Origin of the sequence: Floridaenema flaviceps BLCC-F50 (assembly GCF_041929275.2) — a bacterium.
In the GTDB taxonomy this organism is placed as follows: Bacteria; Cyanobacteriota; Cyanobacteriia; order Cyanobacteriales; family Aerosakkonemataceae; genus Floridanema; species Floridanema flaviceps.
The window spans coordinates 3,785,827-3,801,590 of the sequence record NZ_JBHFNR020000001.1 but is presented as its reverse complement, the minus strand read 5'-3'; the positions used below and the strand labels follow the sequence as shown (position 1 = coordinate 3,801,590).

The 15,764-nt window shown below is 42.2% G+C and carries 10 protein-coding genes; 1 reads left to right on the top strand and 9 read right to left on the bottom strand.

Going from position 1 to position 15,764, the window contains the following annotated elements; genetic code table 11:
* Positions 1–2 precede the first annotated feature (2 nt).
* The 6 genes from ACE1CI_RS18405 to ACE1CI_RS18380 all read right to left on the bottom strand — a co-directional run bounded on the left by ACE1CI_RS18405 (position 3) and on the right by ACE1CI_RS18380 (position 11,222).
* Positions 3–1,814, bottom strand: coding sequence for a response regulator (locus tag ACE1CI_RS18405; RefSeq protein WP_496615557.1), 1,812 nt, complete (start codon positions 1,812–1,814; stop codon positions 3–5).
* Entirely contained in the window at positions 1,747–5,715 is a 3,969-nt protein-coding gene (locus tag ACE1CI_RS18400) for an Hpt domain-containing protein (protein WP_496615556.1), read from the bottom strand. The genes ACE1CI_RS18405 and ACE1CI_RS18400 overlap by 68 nt, the downstream gene beginning before the upstream one ends.
* Before the next feature lie 163 nt (positions 5,716–5,878).
* A complete protein-coding gene (locus ACE1CI_RS18395; protein WP_496615555.1) occupies positions 5,879–8,689 on the bottom strand; it encodes a methyl-accepting chemotaxis protein in 2,811 nt (936 codons plus the stop codon).
* A 257-nt stretch (positions 8,690–8,946) separates the two neighbouring features.
* Entirely contained in the window at positions 8,947–9,480 is a 534-nt protein-coding gene (locus tag ACE1CI_RS18390; RefSeq protein ID WP_413265075.1) for a chemotaxis protein CheW, read from the bottom strand.
* 11 nt (positions 9,481–9,491) lie between these two features.
* Positions 9,492–9,857, bottom strand: coding sequence for a response regulator transcription factor (locus ACE1CI_RS18385; protein WP_413265076.1), 366 nt, complete (start codon positions 9,855–9,857; stop codon positions 9,492–9,494).
* Between the two features lie 120 nt (positions 9,858–9,977).
* The gene (locus tag ACE1CI_RS18380; protein WP_413265077.1) at positions 9,978–11,222 is read right to left on the bottom strand and encodes a response regulator; all 1,245 of its coding nucleotides are present in this window, start codon (positions 11,220–11,222) and stop codon (positions 9,978–9,980) included.
* 617 nt (positions 11,223–11,839) lie between these two features.
* On the opposite strand from ACE1CI_RS18380, the gene hmpF reads away from it, so the two are divergent.
* Positions 11,840–13,606 (top strand): pilus motility taxis protein HmpF, encoded by a 1,767-nt coding sequence (gene hmpF, locus ACE1CI_RS18375; protein ID WP_413265078.1) that lies wholly within the window; start codon positions 11,840–11,842, stop codon positions 13,604–13,606.
* Positions 13,607–13,663: 57 nt separating this feature from the next.
* Here hmpF and tilS read toward each other — a convergent pair whose 3' ends face one another.
* From tilS to ACE1CI_RS18360, 3 genes are all read right to left on the bottom strand, one after another.
* Entirely contained in the window at positions 13,664–14,650 is a 987-nt protein-coding gene (tilS, locus tag ACE1CI_RS18370; protein WP_413265079.1) for a tRNA lysidine(34) synthetase TilS, read from the bottom strand.
* 118 nt (positions 14,651–14,768) lie between these two features.
* Positions 14,769–15,077, bottom strand: coding sequence for a KGK domain-containing protein (locus tag ACE1CI_RS18365; protein WP_413265080.1), 309 nt, complete (start codon positions 15,075–15,077; stop codon positions 14,769–14,771).
* Between the two features lie 88 nt (positions 15,078–15,165).
* Positions 15,166–15,534, bottom strand: a complete 369-nt coding sequence (locus ACE1CI_RS18360; protein WP_413265081.1) for a response regulator — start codon at positions 15,532–15,534, stop codon at positions 15,166–15,168.
* Positions 15,535–15,764 lie beyond the last annotated feature (230 nt).

Here is a 15,764-nt window from a genome sequence, read left to right as displayed (position 1 = left end):
AATCAAGCACTAGCATTGCTGGTAACTAACTTCTCACCTTTGAGCATTCTTGAGGCTGCATCTAACAGCGAATCTTCCAGATAAGGTTTAGTAAAATAGCCACTTGCGCCTAATTGAACTGCCATTTGACGGTGTTTATCTGCACCGCGAGAAGTTAACATTGCCACTGGCAAATGATTTAATTCTGGGTCTTTTTGCAGGCGGGAAAGTAATTCTAAACCGTCCATTCTGGGCATTTCAATATCACAGAAAATGATATCGCAAGGTAGACCAGATTTTAGTTTATCCCATGCTTCTTGACCATCGCGTGCTTGTTCAACTCGGTAGCCAGTCTTATTAAATGTCATCGATAACAATTCACGAACAGTAATCGAATCATCGACAATTAATACAGTAGGATCTGGCTTGGGTTGTTCTGATACTGATGTTACGCCTGCATCTTGATCCCAGAATTTTCCGCCTTCATTGCGTATTACTCCAAGTGACAGGTCAACTAATTCTAGTACATCAGCGATCGGCATAATTCGACCATCCCCTTGGACTGTAGCACCAGCGATGCCCAATGGTTTAGGAATTGGCCCTTCCAATTGCTTAATTACTATTTCCTGTTCACCCAAAACTTGATCGACTTGCAAAGCAATTAAGTTGTTAGGACTCCGCAAAACCACGATCGAAATTACATCTTCTTCTTTAGTCCCACCATACACACCAGCCCGCCCTAATTGCCGATTATAAGTCAACAATTCGCTGAGTGGTTTGAAGGGTAAAGTTGTATCGCGCCAAGGAATACAAGGGCTCCCTTCGGCATTAATTTGAATTCGATCTTTGGGAATATCTAAAGCATCTTCCACGCCGTCCATTGGGAAGGCAATTCTGGCTTTGTCACTCAAACAACAAAGTGCTTTACAAATACTCAAAGTTAGCGGTAAACGAATCGTGAAAGTTGTACCTTTACCTTGATTAGAATCAGTGGTAATTGTCCCCCGAATTTCGCTTAAGGAGGTAAGAACCACATCCATTCCCACACCTTTACCAGCGAGTAAATCTGCTTCGTCCTTAGTACTAAAACCAGGATGATAAATCAATTGGTAAATTTCTTGGCGGTTCATACTTTCAGCATCGGCGCGAGAAATTAAGCGTTTTTCGATCGCTTTCTGCTTAACTCGATCGACATTAATTCCCCCACCATCATCCGAGAAAGAAATTACCGTTTGGTTCCCTTGGTGGAAGGCTTTAATCGTAATCCTACCCATCGGAGATTTACCAGCTTTTTGGCGAACTTCTGGAGTTTCAATTCCATGGGCGATCGCATTATTTACCAAATGTTTTAACGGATCGGAAAAATGTTCCAGAATCAATTTATCAATCAGCGTTTCTCGCCCTTCAATCTTGATTTCTGCCTGTTTACCAAATTCCGCCGCCTTATCGCGCACATAACGAATTAACGGGAAAATTCGCTCAATTTCCCCAAACGGCACCATTCTTGCCCTAGTTAAACCTTCTTGTAATTGAGTAGTAACTTGGCGGAATTGACGACAAACTTGTTCAGTTCCATCAGTCACAAATTCAATGTCCGCTGTCGATTCCCTTACCCGAACAATCAACTCAATCATCTCTTGGGAAATGGTGTGGAAAGAAGTAAATCGATCCATTTCCAAAGGATCGTAATCTACAGAATGTTCGTTATGATTGGAATTCTCGTTATTAGATGAACCATCAGAATCGCTGTCATTATAACTCCTAAAACTAGAAGTGTAATAGCGATCGCGCCGCCGAGAAAGCCAACAGCGAAGCTTCCAGCAACGATCGTTCATACAAATCCTGCATTCTTGCGCCCACATCGCTGAGTTGCTGCACCTGCGTCAGCAAATTATCCAAAAACTGCCTTAATCTTTCCTGTTCCTGTTCTAAAGTATTTCGGTTTACCACCAATTCCCCAACCAAGTTACTCAGATTATCCATCTGCTTAACTGGCACTTTCATCGTTTGTTCCAGAATTCCTCTAGTCAAACGCTTCGGTGTTGTAGACTGGCTAGGTCTAGGTTTATTAGCAGCAGGCGAACCCGGTTTTTTATCGATTTCTGCTACTAAACTTTCCAAGTCAGAAAAGTCAATATCATCATTCGACTTTTGACTAGCTACTGCTGCTGCTACTGCTGCTGTCGCCGCTGCTGCGGGAATCGCCGCCTTAGCTATACTTGGCGGTTCATCACCCAACATTGCTTCCAAATCAGCGAAATCTAAATCATCAGTTGCATCTGCGTTAGTTGGCGCAGCAGTTGCGGGTTTTTCATCACCCAGCATTGCCTCTAAATCAGCAAAATCGGCAACTTCTTCGGTGCTCTCGGCAGCAGGCGCTTCTTCCTCATTCAACAGCGCCGTTAATTCGCTAAATTCATCTGTTGGGCCAACATCAGCAGCAAAATCAAAATCGCCAGCGCCATATCCTGTGTCTAATTCTCCCGGTAGTTCCAAATCAAAATTATCGAAACTATCCAAACTATTACTATCAAGATCCAAAGCGTTAGCTTCTAATCCATCAGCATCAGCAAATTCTTCTGTTTGTTCAAAACTTAACCCATCAAAATCAAACCCATCATCTGTGGACAATTCTGCAAAACTTTCCGTTGTTTGTCCACTTAACCCATCAAAATCAAAGCCATCATCTGTGGACAATTCTGCAAAACTTTCCGTTGTTTGTCCACTTAACCCATCAAAATCAAAGCCATCATCTGTGGACAATTCTGCAAAACTTTCTGGTGCTTGTGTACTTAACCCATCAAAATCAAAGCCATCATCTGTGGACAATTCTGCAAAGCTTTCTGGTGCTTCCGTACTTAACCCATCAAAATCAAAACTTTCATCTGTGGACAATTCTGCAAAGCTTTCTGGTGTTTCCGTACTTAACCCATCAAAATCAAAACTTTCATCTGTGGACAATTCTGCAAAGCTTTCTGGTGCTTCCGTACTTAACCCATCAAAATCAAAACTTTCATCTGTGGACAATTCTGCAAAGCTTTCTGGTGCTTCCGTACTTAACCCATCAAAATCAAAACTTTCATCTGTGGACAATTCTGCAAAACTTTCTGGTGTTTGTGCAGTGAACCCATCAAAATCAAAGCTTTCATCTGTGGACAATTCTGCTAAATCTTGCCACTCAGTAGCTTCTGACGTTTCCGGTATTTCCTCAGTTAACCGATCGCCCCAATCAAAACCACCATCATCAGAAATATCTGCCAAAAAATTATCTGTTGTCAATTCTGAATCAGTGGTTAATTCTTCATCAAAATTGCCAAAATCAAAAGTTTCTTCGGCTGTTGGCGTTGACTCAAACAACTCTAAAGATGGTTCTGCCGAGTTTTCTGCTAACCATTCCATTCCCGGTTCTTCTGCCAAATAAGCACCTATTTCGTTGTCGAAATCTTGGATATGAGTGGTAAATTCATCGGCTGGAAATACATTTGCTGTGTTGTTTAAATTTGTGTTTTCCGTAAATGGATCTACAGCAAACAAATCATCACTCAAATCGATGTTTTCCGCAGCCAAATTGCCTAAATCTTCTGTTTCCAAGACAAACAGATCGTCTAAACTTCCAGTACTATTTGCTGTGGCGGGAACATCCCAAGAAAACTGATCCTCTGATTGTTGGTTACTAGCTGAGGTATCTAAAGCAAAGGGAGCGAAAGCATCAAAGGAGAAATCATCTACTGTTACAGGTATTTCTTGGTTATTTTGATTGGCGACTTGGGCGAACCAATTTTCGTTTAATTCCTCTGTTGTGGCGATCGCTTCTGGAGTTTCTTCGCTCCAAAATTCATCATTACTTGCACCAAAATCAAAGGTATCTGCTACAGATTCCTCTTCAGCTACTTCGCCATTCATCAACTCATTTGAATCAGCGAAAAATGCAAAATCATCTGTTAAAGCTGCTTCCGTTACTTCTGATTCCCTTGGGGGAGAAGTTTCCCCAGCAAAATCTAATATCTCTTCATCTGTATCGAACAGATTGGCTAAATTAAATTCTGCTTCTGACTGAGAATCTGCGGCTGTTGTTGCTTCAGTAGTTTCGGTTTCCCAATTAAAATCTGCCTCGGTATCCAAGCCCAAAATCTCTAAAGAATTGTCGGAATTTAAATTTTCAGGCTCTTCTAGTGTGGCAAAATCTACTTCATCCCAACTATTTTCTGTTTCTCCTCCATCAAATTGGTCAATTTCTGCTGTTAAATTTGCTTCATTAATTTCTGTAATTTCATCCCAAGTTGCCGATTCTTCTGGTAAGTCAGCAAATAGTTCGGTGAGATTATCTTCAGCTTCTCCTGATGCTTTTTCCCCGAAAATATCGTCGGTATCATCTAAACCAAAATCTGTAAAATCTGCGCTGCTAACTGAAGATGTTTCTTCTTCAAAGTCATCATTGAGAAAATCTAAAATGTCTTCATCTGTTGCTTGTTGTTCGGCAGAAATATCATCAAACAGATCGGCAAATTCGCTATCTGTTTCTAAGTCTATTGCTGTTTCTAAACCTACTGATTCAACTATAGTCTCGCTAAAAGTTTCTTCTTCTTGCCAGCTATCGTCGAGGTCTACTGCTTCTTGAAATAGGTCTGCTAAGGTATTGAGTTCTGCGGCTCCTACCTCTGGCCCATGTCGCTCGGCAAATCTTGGATTTCTTTGGCTTTCGGGCGCATCCATCCGGGGGGTATTGTCTGCGATCGATCTCGCCGCTTTTCCTGCTCTCCCCAAATTAGATGTAGTTGTTAAGGGTTCAGGTTCAGTAAATTCTAATGGTTGAGCGAACAAGTCAGCATCTACTTCTTCAGAAGCAGAAATTTCTGCTAAATCAACATCTGCTTCACTGCTAGGTACTGACTCTTCGATGAATAAATCGCCAAAGTCTAATTCTTCTTCTTGAGCAGATATTACAGGTAAAAGTGCTAGCAATTGTTCGCCTACGCAAATTTGGGTGACTTTTCCTGTCAAAACTAACTCTTGAGCCGCTTTAATTTCTTTAATGACAATGGGAGCTAGAGTTTGGCAGGTGTTTTCTTGATTAGCGATCGCACTTTTTGCCGTTTCAATTAAACTACACCAATTAGACAATTCAAAGTGATTGCCCATTTGCACCAAAGTATCACAGCAACCTTGCAGTTGTGGACGGCTGTCGGGCCAAGCTGGTGGTTTAAACAATTGCAACATTTGCCGCAATTGCTCCATTACCTCCTGCTTAAAAGTAGAAATCAGCAAATCTTGCTGTGAATCTCTTTGCTTGGCTGCTGTCACTTTACCAGCAGAAGAACTTACTAATTTATCTAAGTGTTGTCTTAGTTCATTAGAAACTAATTCTACTGATGCCATCACATTATTTGAGACATCTTCAGTTAAACCAAAAGGCCCTTGCAGCTGTTCTAATAGCTCTTTGAGTGCATCAAATACTCGCCAGAACAGAGACTCTAATTTTTGGTCTACTTTGACTGGCGATTCTTCAAGTAATTTAAAACAATCTTCTAAAAGGTGGGAGGTTTTCTGAATACTTTGCAAGCTCAACATTCCTGCTCCCCCTTTAACAGAGTGAGCAGCACGATAGACCTCCTTCAACAATTCTCGGTCATTAATTGTATTTTGGAGAGTCAGCAAACCCTGCTCAATAGTATTCAGGTGATCTTTAGCTTCTTCAATAAAGTAGCCCAGGATGCGCTGTTGTTGTTCTGGCAGCATAGCTCTGTTCCTCAACGAGTTGTGAGTTTTGAGTGTAGGGGTAATTCATGAATTGCCCCTACCGCGTTTTTATTTTTGGCAAAACTCAACTATCAAAAGTAATAATTGTCAGTTTTTCCTAGCGTTAATTTATTCAAATATAGCCAGGTTAGAGAGAGTGTGCTTAGCGATCGCTCGCTTCTACACGGAAACGTTCCACAGAAGTTAACAAATTGCGTGCCACACCAACTAGATTTTGTAGTTGTCCTGACACTCGTTGTGCTTCTTGGGAGGTTTCTTGGGCGGTAAGTTCCACAGATTGAACTACCTGTGCTACATTGTGAGCCGCTTGAGTTTGCTGAACTGTATCAGCAGTAATCGATCGCACCAAAACGTCAATTTGGTTAGACACTTGAATAATGTCATCCAAACTCCGCTTCGCTTGCTCGGCAACTTTTGTTCCTTCAATTACCTGCTGAGTACCTTCTTCCATTGCCATCATTACCGAGCCAGTTTCGCTTTGAATTTGCAAAACGATTTGCTCAATTTCCTTGAGTGCTTTTGCCGATCGATCTGCCAACTGTCGTACTTCATCAGCCACAATTGCAAAACCCCGACCCGCTTCGCCTGCTCTTGCCGCTTCAATGCTAGCGTTTAATGCTAACAAATTGGTACGAGATGCGATCGCGGCAATCAAAGCCACAATTTTGGCAATTTCCTGGGAAGACTCCGCCAAGCGTTTCACCTTGCGGGTAGTTTCCGCCACCGTTTCCCGAATTCCCAAAATACTGCCCACTGTCCGTTCTACCGCATCGCCGCCCTTGCGAGCCATTGCCGAAGCACTGCGTCCGACTTTTTCCGCCTCAGCCGCACTATCGGCTACTCTAGCAATCATCTCCGTCATCCCCTGCACCTGATTTAAGGTGACAGCCAATTCTTCTGCTTGGCGCAAAGCATCAGCCGAGAGTTGACGGGCAAATTTCTCGTTTTCCGAAGCACCTTTGTTGACTTGTTTAGCCGCTTCAATTACCTTAACCACGATTTCCCGCAGGTTTTGAATTGTCAAGTTAAACGAGTCAGCAACAGCACCGAGAACGTCAGCAGTTACCTCAGCTTGAACAGTCAAGTCACCTCTGGCGGCTCCTTCCACATCATCGAGCAAGCGAATTACTTGCCGCTGTAAATCTTCTTTTGCCTGTTCTTGTTCTTCCGCTTTCCGTTGTGCTTCACTGGTTTGAGTCAGCATAATCCGAGTCATTTGGTTAAATGCTGAAGCTAATCTGCCCAGTTCATCTTCGGAGTAAACGCTAGCTTGGGCGGACAAATTGCCTTGAGAAACCGAATCAAATTGGTCTTGTAAATTTACGGTTTGGCGACGAATTTGCCGAGCCATTAACCCGCCAACGAGCATGGTAGTGCCAAAACTGACTATTCCGGCTATTCCCGCCATTGCCAAACCTGTAAACTGCATTTGGGTAAGGCTTTCTTTATTTGGGGGACGGAAAGCCAGTTGTGAGCCTAAACTAACCGCAGCGACGGAAATTGCGGATACAATGCCTACTGTTATGGCTGAATAAGTGCGTTTGCGGGCTAGAGGAGCATTTTCAAAGAAAGCTAACAAACCCTGATCGACAGTAACAGTTGGTTCTGTGCTGCCGCTGGCTGATGGGGGAACAAAGATTGGGGGTTCTGTGGTGGGGAAATTATCATCATAACCAAAGGCGGAGCGATCGCCTGCATCAGTTAGGTCCGAGCGAATTCCCCCGGTAGAAATTCCCCCTGTTAAACCAAAAGAACCCGTTTGCGGATGAGGTTCTAGGGCTGCTGAATCTTCCAAGTGGTCAAAATTAGGCAGATTCCCTAAATCATCATCAAATTCATCGAATTCTTGGAGAATATCATTGTTAACTCGTTGCCGGGAGCCGGAAACAGGCATAGCAAAAGTTGCATCATCGTCGTTTTCTTCCCCAAAAGCCACATTAAAGGCATCAAATTCGTCACTATTGGGACCTAGTTCATTGCCCAGGAGAATTGTTTCATCATCACCAACCACACCTCTTGAATAAGTCGGACGAGAATTTCCCTGGCTACCTGTAACAGGATGCCCAGAGGGAAATGTCGGTTGTGAGTTTGACCAGCCAGGAGATTCTGAAGAGGGATATGCTATGTCTCGATCGTTGTACTCATTGTTGTACTCATTGTTGTACTCATTGTTGTACTCATTGTTGTATTCTTGGTCAAAAGCATTACTTTGGTAGTCAAATGCAGCTTCGTCGCTATAGGCGGCAGAATCCGCACTAAATACGTAATTATTGGTTTCTGATTCTTCTTCTTGGTAGTAATTATCTTGTTGATTTGGATCTGGGGCGAACCACCCAGAGGATACATCTGCTGATTCTTGATCGAAGTATGTTTCTTCTGGGGAACCTACTGCAAAGGGATCGACAAACAGTTCTCCACCATCAGCACCATTGCCGTTATCGTAGTAGCCATTGACACTAGGATTAGTGCCAAAGGGGTTGTCTTGCTCGAATTGTCCACCTCTGCCACTTTGATAGTTAGATGGCATGGAGGGGATATCATCAATATCGTCTAAACCCAGGTCATCTAAGCCAAAATCATTAGCTAGAGTAGCGCGATCGTGTTGATTCCATTGTTCATCTTCACTAGGAAGATAATCCTCGCCATAATCCATTTCCCCAGCACCATTGGCACTTGAGGAATTTTCACATTCACTCAGGTAAGCCAAACCACTGTTGGCGTAATCAACATATTCTGGATTATCTGTCAGGGTCAACACATATTCATACTCTTCCCTGGCTGTATCAAACTCTCTGAGGTTGCAATAAATATGACCTCGGAGTAATCGAATACTGGGTTCCTCTGGGAACTCCGAAACGAGTTGATCGACAATTTCTGCCGCTTCCTCGTCTTTACCCTGCATATATGCTGTTTGAGCTTGTTGGTATTTCTGTGTGTGTGTGCTAAATGGCATTTGCCTCCTCCCGCTAAATGAGTACTGAGTGCTGAGTTAGAGTTAGTTGGAAATTATTTAGAGCGGGTTTTATACTCATAAATCATTTGCTGTTACCCAATAATTATTTACCAAATTTGTCTTTCGAGATTTTGAACTCAAGAATTGAATTGAGCTTTAAAGGCAGAAAGAAGAGTTATTAACTTAACTCAAAACTTTCTCGACCAGAGTAGAATATCTGTTTTTTAGATCGGCACTCAACACTGCTCTACAGAATTTTATGCTGCCCAGCGTGCCGATCGCAGAATCGCCACTTGGTCTAATAATTGCAGAGTTTTATTGTTTTGGGTGTCTAATACCCACTCACCCCGGAGAAAGGGTGCCATACTATCTGGTGCATTATTTGGCATTTGAAAACCTGTTTCTACATCCAACCAATCCATGCCCACAATCTGATCGACTGCCAAGCCTAGCATAGTATCTTGGTCTTCAATGGCAATCACTGGAATTTCTGGGCGGTCAGTATTTAATGATGTAGATTCTCCCAGGAATTGTCCTAAATCAGCTACCCAAATTACTCTACCTCGAAAGTTGAGTGTTCCCAAGAGTAAGGGAGAGGCATTGGGTATAGGGGTAATTCTATCTGGTGGCTGAGAAATTACTTCTTTGATGCCTGTTGCGGGTAAAGCTAATTCTGTGGTCGGTGTAATATAAAACCGCAGATGTAACTCACCTTCTGGGCTTTCTAATTCTTGAAATTCTGAACTTTGGTCTTGACCTTTTCCGGTTAAAAAGTCCGGGCTACCAACCATAATGGTTTTCCCTATCCTCTTAATAGTTGTTTAACTGTACCGATCAGTTCTTTAGGCTGAAACGGTTTGGCAATGTAGGCATCTGCACCCTGTTTCATGCCCCAATAGCGATCGAATTCTTCGCCTTTAGAAGAACACATCACTACAGGGACTTTTTGCGTTTTCGGATCGGCTTTGAGGCGACGGCAAACCTCGTAGCCGTTCATTTTGGGCATGACAATATCTAAGACTACTAGATCGGGACAACGACCTTGGATGAACTGGAGTGCTTCTTCTCCATCAGTGGCAACTGTAACGTTAAGCCCACTGCCACGTAAGAGCTCGGAGATCATCTCTCTTTGGGTAACGCTATCCTCTACCACTAGAACTGTACTCATAATTTTTTTACCTGACCTACTGATTTGCGTGCATTACATTACAGTAAAAATCTATCAAGGTTGCCGCTTTCCACCTATCAATTTAGTCAAGTATTGGGCACCTTGGTTTAGTATTCCCCACTATGACCAACTTACATTCAAGTCGGAATTGTTGGTTAGTCCTATTTCTTCTTCTAACGCATCGATCAATAATTGGGTGGCTTTGGTTACATCGTTGTCGCTCTTACCAATATATTTCTCTACTAGCATCAGTAATTCCCCCTCGCCAAAGGGTTTGGTGAGGTAGTCAGTTGCACCTACCATCCTGGCTTTGACGCGATCGATAAAGCCATCTTTACCTGTTAACATGACGATCGGAGTTTGGCGAAACGCTGTAGACCGTCGCAACATGGCACAAATTTCAAATCCATCTAATTCAGGCATAATAATGTCACAAAGAATTAGGTCTGGTTTAATCTGGAATACCAAGCTCAGTGCTTTCAGGGGATCGCTGATGGCAGATACAGCGTAACCATGTTGTTTGAGTGTTTGTTCCACAGCTTTACAGGTGGCAATCCCATCATCAATGAACACTACGCTGTGTGTCCCAGTTTTCGCCTCGGCAGTGAATTCTCCCGGCGCTGGATTGGTGTTGGGATTACTAGGATAAACTAGTTGCACCCAACCTTTTTTGATGTATGGGTAAATGGCTTTGGCAACTGGGTGAATTTGTCGATTTAGGTAACGTGCCAATTGCCGCAGGGAGTTTTGACCATCTGCCCAACTTTCCAGAATTCTAAAGGTGTGTGCTGGTAATTTTTGCTGTAAAAGTGACGATTCTACCAACACTGGGCATTGTTCTGGGGATTGAATATGGGGATGAAATTGTTTCCACTCTTGTACCTGTTTCATAATTTGGGTGACAAGCGGGCCAATTTCTAGGCTGGTGAGTTGCGGGGCAATAGCTGGACCGATTTCAAAAACAAAGGAGCCTTGGTGTAAACTGAGCAGATCGAACAGGGTTTCCTGTACCATGCTTTGAATGATACTTCTACCTTGGGCTGGCGTGAGGACGTGAGTTTCTAATAATGTCCACAGGTAGCCGTATTCGGGTGCATTGGTGGTGGCGATCGCAGGTACATACAGTTGCTCTACGGCAGAATCTAATCGATAACGTCGTAAATAATCGCGCAGGCGAGACAAACTGCTGTCGCTGTCTGCGGCGTAGGCAATTTGCCCATTGAGGAAAAATACAATCCAAAACTGTTCTGCTACTCGGAATTTTGAGTCACCAAAAGCCTGTACTTCTAAGTACCCCGTTCGTTGACCTAATTCGATAAGTTGCAGAATACTACGAATATCAATTTCACTTAACGTTCCCTGCATGGAACTATAACGCTCTCCTAATAAAATAAAGTGTTCGATCTAATTTCTTGCTGCTACTGAGTTTCCCAGCCCAAAAAATTATAAAAGTTACCCTTTAATTGTGGATGATTCTCTCCTACAATTTGTTAAGTCTGGCTAATTTTTGGTTTACTTACCACACTTGAATGTCTGGCTAGTACAGTATAGATATATTTAGTCTAGGTTAGAATTTAACGAAAGCTGTAAACTTTATTCGCCTGCTACTGTTTCTTTATGGGTAAAGAGTGTGGAGTTTAAGTGACAAGTTTACAAAAATTAAACTTATTGTCCTCTCCTCACAGTTCTTAACTTTACTTAGTGGTCATAAGTGCAGATAATCATGGCAGTTCGCAGGCAAAATTCACGGCTGAGGCGGTAAGGTGTTTTCATCTGCCGTTTCGCGCTCAATTTAACCAGTAGTCAAGGTTGATTCCGTTCGATGGGTTGGGTGGATTGAAGAGGGCGGGGAATATGCGGACAAGTCAATTCAATTTGTTTTATGAGCGTTGTCTGCCTAAACTAGGGTTAGTAGAAATAAATAATATCCGGTAAAGGTTTAGCCAAAGCTCGAACCTAGACACATCAAGAGGAATATAGGCGTGCTGTATCTAGCGGAAGTATTACAAAAAAAATCTGGCCCATTCGGGGGCAATAAAACGGATCTGAAACTGCTGGCTTGTCAGCGAAGCGACAGTTGGAGTGCCATAACAGGTGATGAAGTAATTGCTCTTTCTCCTGAAGAGGGAAATAAGTACGGTGACGGGGCACTGGTTTTAGTGGAACTGGGTGGCAATCGTCAGGTGCAGCGCATTAATCCGGGGCGAGATTTAGTGGGGATTCTGCAAAATTTCTCGCGGTTACAAGAAAAGTACAAAACTAAGGAAGAAGAGATTGAACAGTGGAAGGAGTCGCTGACTTACCAAGCTCATGAGTTGAACCGTCGGGAGATGGAAATTCAAGCTCGTCAAGAAGAGTTGGCGCAAATGGAGCAGGAGGTAGAGCGCTTTGAACAGCAAAGACAAGAGATTAATAGTTCTCGTGAGGAAACGGAGCGATTAAAGGAAGAAATTGAGCGAAATCGCTTGGAGTTGGAAGGCGCTTGGGCACATTTGAAGGGTGAACAAGAACGCATCAAAGAGTTGGAAGCTCAATATAAACCGCAAGCAGTTCTCGACGATCAGCAAGCAAGGCAAATTCAAGAGATTTTAGAAAGATTATCCCAGACGATCGCTTCTCCAGAACCAATTCGGGAACAGCTGGGTTGGGCTTTTGAGGCACTCAATCAAGAGCAGGCAATCTTAGATCAACATTGGCAACAGTTGGAGCAACAAAGAGCAGCGGCGACGGCACTGCAAGAACGAGTCGATCGCCAAGCTAGCAATCTCCAAAGTCGTTGGCAAGAATTCTACCAAGCTCAGAGCTCTGTGGAGCAAGCAAGGGAGGCTTTAAAGATCCAACAGAATTCTTTATCTTTGAAGCAGGAATATGCTCAAAGTTTGGGCGCTCGCTTGCGAAATCAAGATGACTTGTATCAACAAGTACAACGGTTGGCGGCGATGTCTTCTGAGGTGAAGATTAGCCAAGAAATTGATTTGGAAGCTTTAGAACGCATGGCGATTGCAGAACTACAAGCCGTTGTCCAAAATCTGAAGTTGGAGTTGGATAAGGCGAAGCGTTTTGTCAGCGATCAAGAAGAAGAGTTGGAATTTGAACGTCAGGCGATCGCAGAATTACAACAAAAGCTACAACAGGGTAATGACCAAGAACGTCAGCGCTTACAAACAGAATTAATAGATGAACAAGACCGTTACCAAATGTTAGAAGAAACTTTGGTTGGTCAACGTCGAACTCTTCGAGAAAGAGAGGAAATTTTCTCTCAACATCTGAAGGTGTTACGCCGTCGTCAAGGAATAGCTGATACTGGAGTAATCGATGGACAAAAAATTGATTTAGGGCCTGTTTTATCTCAGATTGAATCTGTTCGTCAACAACTGGCGGAGGAGTTACAAAGTCTGGAACGGGAAATTGAGCAAATGCGCTCTAGTATTGGGCAAGCTCAAGCAATGGTGGATGCTCAAGTACAGCAACAGGAAAATCAACGCCAAGAGTTACAAAGCAGCGAACAAAATACCCAAAGTCAAAAGGCTTTTTTAGCAGAATCTTGGGGCAAAGTGCGACTTTATGAGGAACTTTTGCAACAGATTCAAGATAAGGTCAACGAAGTGCGGCAAAAGTTAGAAGAGATCGCTGGTCTGCTTAATCATGTCCAAGAAATTGGCGATTATCAATTTCATGGCATCGCTGAAATGAGAAAAATTATCTATAATTTGATACCAAGTGAGTTACAACAATTGGCAGTCTCCTAAGATTTTAGATGAGAGGATTTTAGATTTTAGATTGAGGTTTCAACCAGAATTAAAAGTCTAGACTCTTCTCAAATAAATCCAGTCGTTTTCTACTTGGGCGATCGCACCTCCAGGAAAGGGATCGGTACAAGAACGATTAGGTGCCCTAATTAAAGCTGTTATTTTTTCTATTTGCTCAAAACTAGGGGCAAATCCTAAATTTTCCTCTAAGAATTGTCGCATCACTCGCCTTTGAATCGCTAAAGGTGTAGAGTTTAAAATTGCGCGATTTATCTGCGGAATCGGAGAATTTAAAGTAGCTTTTTGGAGGATTTCTTGAGCAGTATTTTCTAAAAATTCTACTTCCGCTTGCAGGAGTTCCGCTGTTTGAGCTAAGGCTTTTTCCACTTGGGGATTAAAGTTTTGTTTTAAGTAAGGGATTAATTCTAATCTAATTCTATTCCGCTTATATTTTAACTCTTCATTAGTAGAATCTGACCAAATTGGTAGTTGAAAGTCTGTGCAAAATTGGGCGGTTTCTGGGCGGGTAATTTCTAACAATGGGCGAATTAATTGGATTTTTTGAGTTAAAGGTCTTTGCCAAGTTAAACTTTGTAATCCATCTGCACCACTACCACGAGTTAAGTTATATAGTAGGGTTTCGGCGCGATCGCTCGCTGTATGCCCAGTAACAATATAATTATAGTTGTGAGTTTGGGCAATATCAATTAATGCTTGATATCGCCATTCTCTCGCTGCTGCTTCACTCTTTAATTCTTGGTTTGTGATTTGTAAATAAAAGGGTAATTGCCAATTTTGGGCAAGTCTTTCTACATGATTGGCGTTAGCTTCTGAGTCTTTTCGCCACCGATGATCGCAATGACAAATTGCTAATTTCCATTGCCATTTTGATTGTAAGTCTATTAGTAATTTGGTTAAACAAAGTGAGTCTTGTCCACCGGATACTGCTATTAATATGTTTTGGGTTTTGGGTAATAGTTGGCGTTGTCGCAAGGTGCGATGTATTTGTGCGTGAATGGGTGTCCAAGGTTGGGAGGAAAGCATTTAAGAGGGTTTGAACCGCAAAGGACGCAAAGGACGCGAAGAAAGAGGAAGTTTTTTTAATGTAGAGACGTTTCATGAAACGTCTCTACATCTGTTGCAACGATTTAGGTATTTAATATTAGTTTTCGGTTTCTTTGATTTGTTTCCGAAGATCATCTAACGGCGAAGGTGCTTGGGTTGGTTCATCTGGGCAAAATTCTAGGGTAATTCTAATTTTTCCTTTTTGCCAATTTTTGCCAGGTTTGAGAAGTTTACAAGCTACTCCGTTTTCAAAAAAACCCCATTCTTCTTCTCTAGGGTTAAAAATCTCTTTAAGGGTTTGAAGTAATTCTTCGCCTCTAAAAGTGCAACAACCATCGAAAATTTCTTCGGAAATTCCAGATATAACGTCATTTTCTAAGTTTATTCGTTCAAATTTATTTTCCATAATAATGGCTTCGGAATCATTTAATTAATAAATTCCCTCGTTTACTGGTTATTATAATTTCTTTGCCTGTTGATGAGCAATTTTTTTATTAATTCCTAACTAAAAGCTTTTTAATTGCTCTAATCAAATCCACAGGTTCAAAGGGTTTAGTAATATAAGCATCTGCACCTTGTTTAATTCCCCAGTAATGATCGAATTGTTGATCTTTACTTGTACACATAATTACTGGTATATATTTATCCTTAAATTGTGTCTTTATCCAACGACAAAGTTCATAACCATTCATTCTAGGCATAACAATATCAGTTATTACTAAATCTGGACATTGAACCTGCATTTTTTCCATTGCTTCAATGCCGTCACCTGCTTCAATAACGTTTATACCTTTACTTCTAAGTAATTCTGAAACCATAACCCTGACTGTAGGGCTATCATCGACCAGTAGGATTGTAATCATAAGGAGCTTACACTTAGCTGAACACTAATCAGCTTTTTAGCATTTAATTTACGCTTTAGTCAGTAAGAGGGATCAGCTTTTGCAGCGAGGAAGACAACTGCGCTAAATTCTCGGTGACAGCTAAGTAGGTAGATCTAAATAAAGTAAAACAAAGGCGGGCAAGATGCCCACCCCACAAGAAAGCTGAAAATCTTGTGGGGTAGGCATCCTGCCTGCCCCATTGATAGATA

Excerpts from the sequence above, each read along its gene's own strand:
- ACE1CI_RS18360 (WP_413265081.1), bottom strand. The coding sequence starts at position 15,534 with ATGATTACAATCCTACTGGTCGATGATAGCCCTACAGTCAGGGTTATG.
- ACE1CI_RS18400 (WP_496615556.1), bottom strand. The coding sequence starts at position 5,715 with ATGCTGCCAGAACAACAACAGCGCATCCTGGGCTACTTTATTGAAGAA.
- ACE1CI_RS18405 (WP_496615557.1), bottom strand. The coding sequence starts at position 1,814 with ATGAACGATCGTTGCTGGAAGCTTCGCTGTTGGCTTTCTCGGCGGCGC.
- ACE1CI_RS18390 (WP_413265075.1), bottom strand. The coding sequence starts at position 9,480 with ATGGTTGGTAGCCCGGACTTTTTAACCGGAAAAGGTCAAGACCAAAGT.
- ACE1CI_RS18385 (WP_413265076.1), bottom strand. The coding sequence starts at position 9,857 with ATGAGTACAGTTCTAGTGGTAGAGGATAGCGTTACCCAAAGAGAGATG.
- tilS (WP_413265079.1), bottom strand. The coding sequence starts at position 14,650 with ATGCTTTCCTCCCAACCTTGGACACCCATTCACGCACAAATACATCGC.
- ACE1CI_RS18365 (WP_413265080.1), bottom strand. The coding sequence starts at position 15,077 with ATGGAAAATAAATTTGAACGAATAAACTTAGAAAATGACGTTATATCT.
- ACE1CI_RS18380 (WP_413265077.1), bottom strand. The coding sequence starts at position 11,222 with ATGCAGGGAACGTTAAGTGAAATTGATATTCGTAGTATTCTGCAACTT.
- ACE1CI_RS18395 (WP_496615555.1), bottom strand. The coding sequence starts at position 8,689 with ATGCCATTTAGCACACACACACAGAAATACCAACAAGCTCAAACAGCA.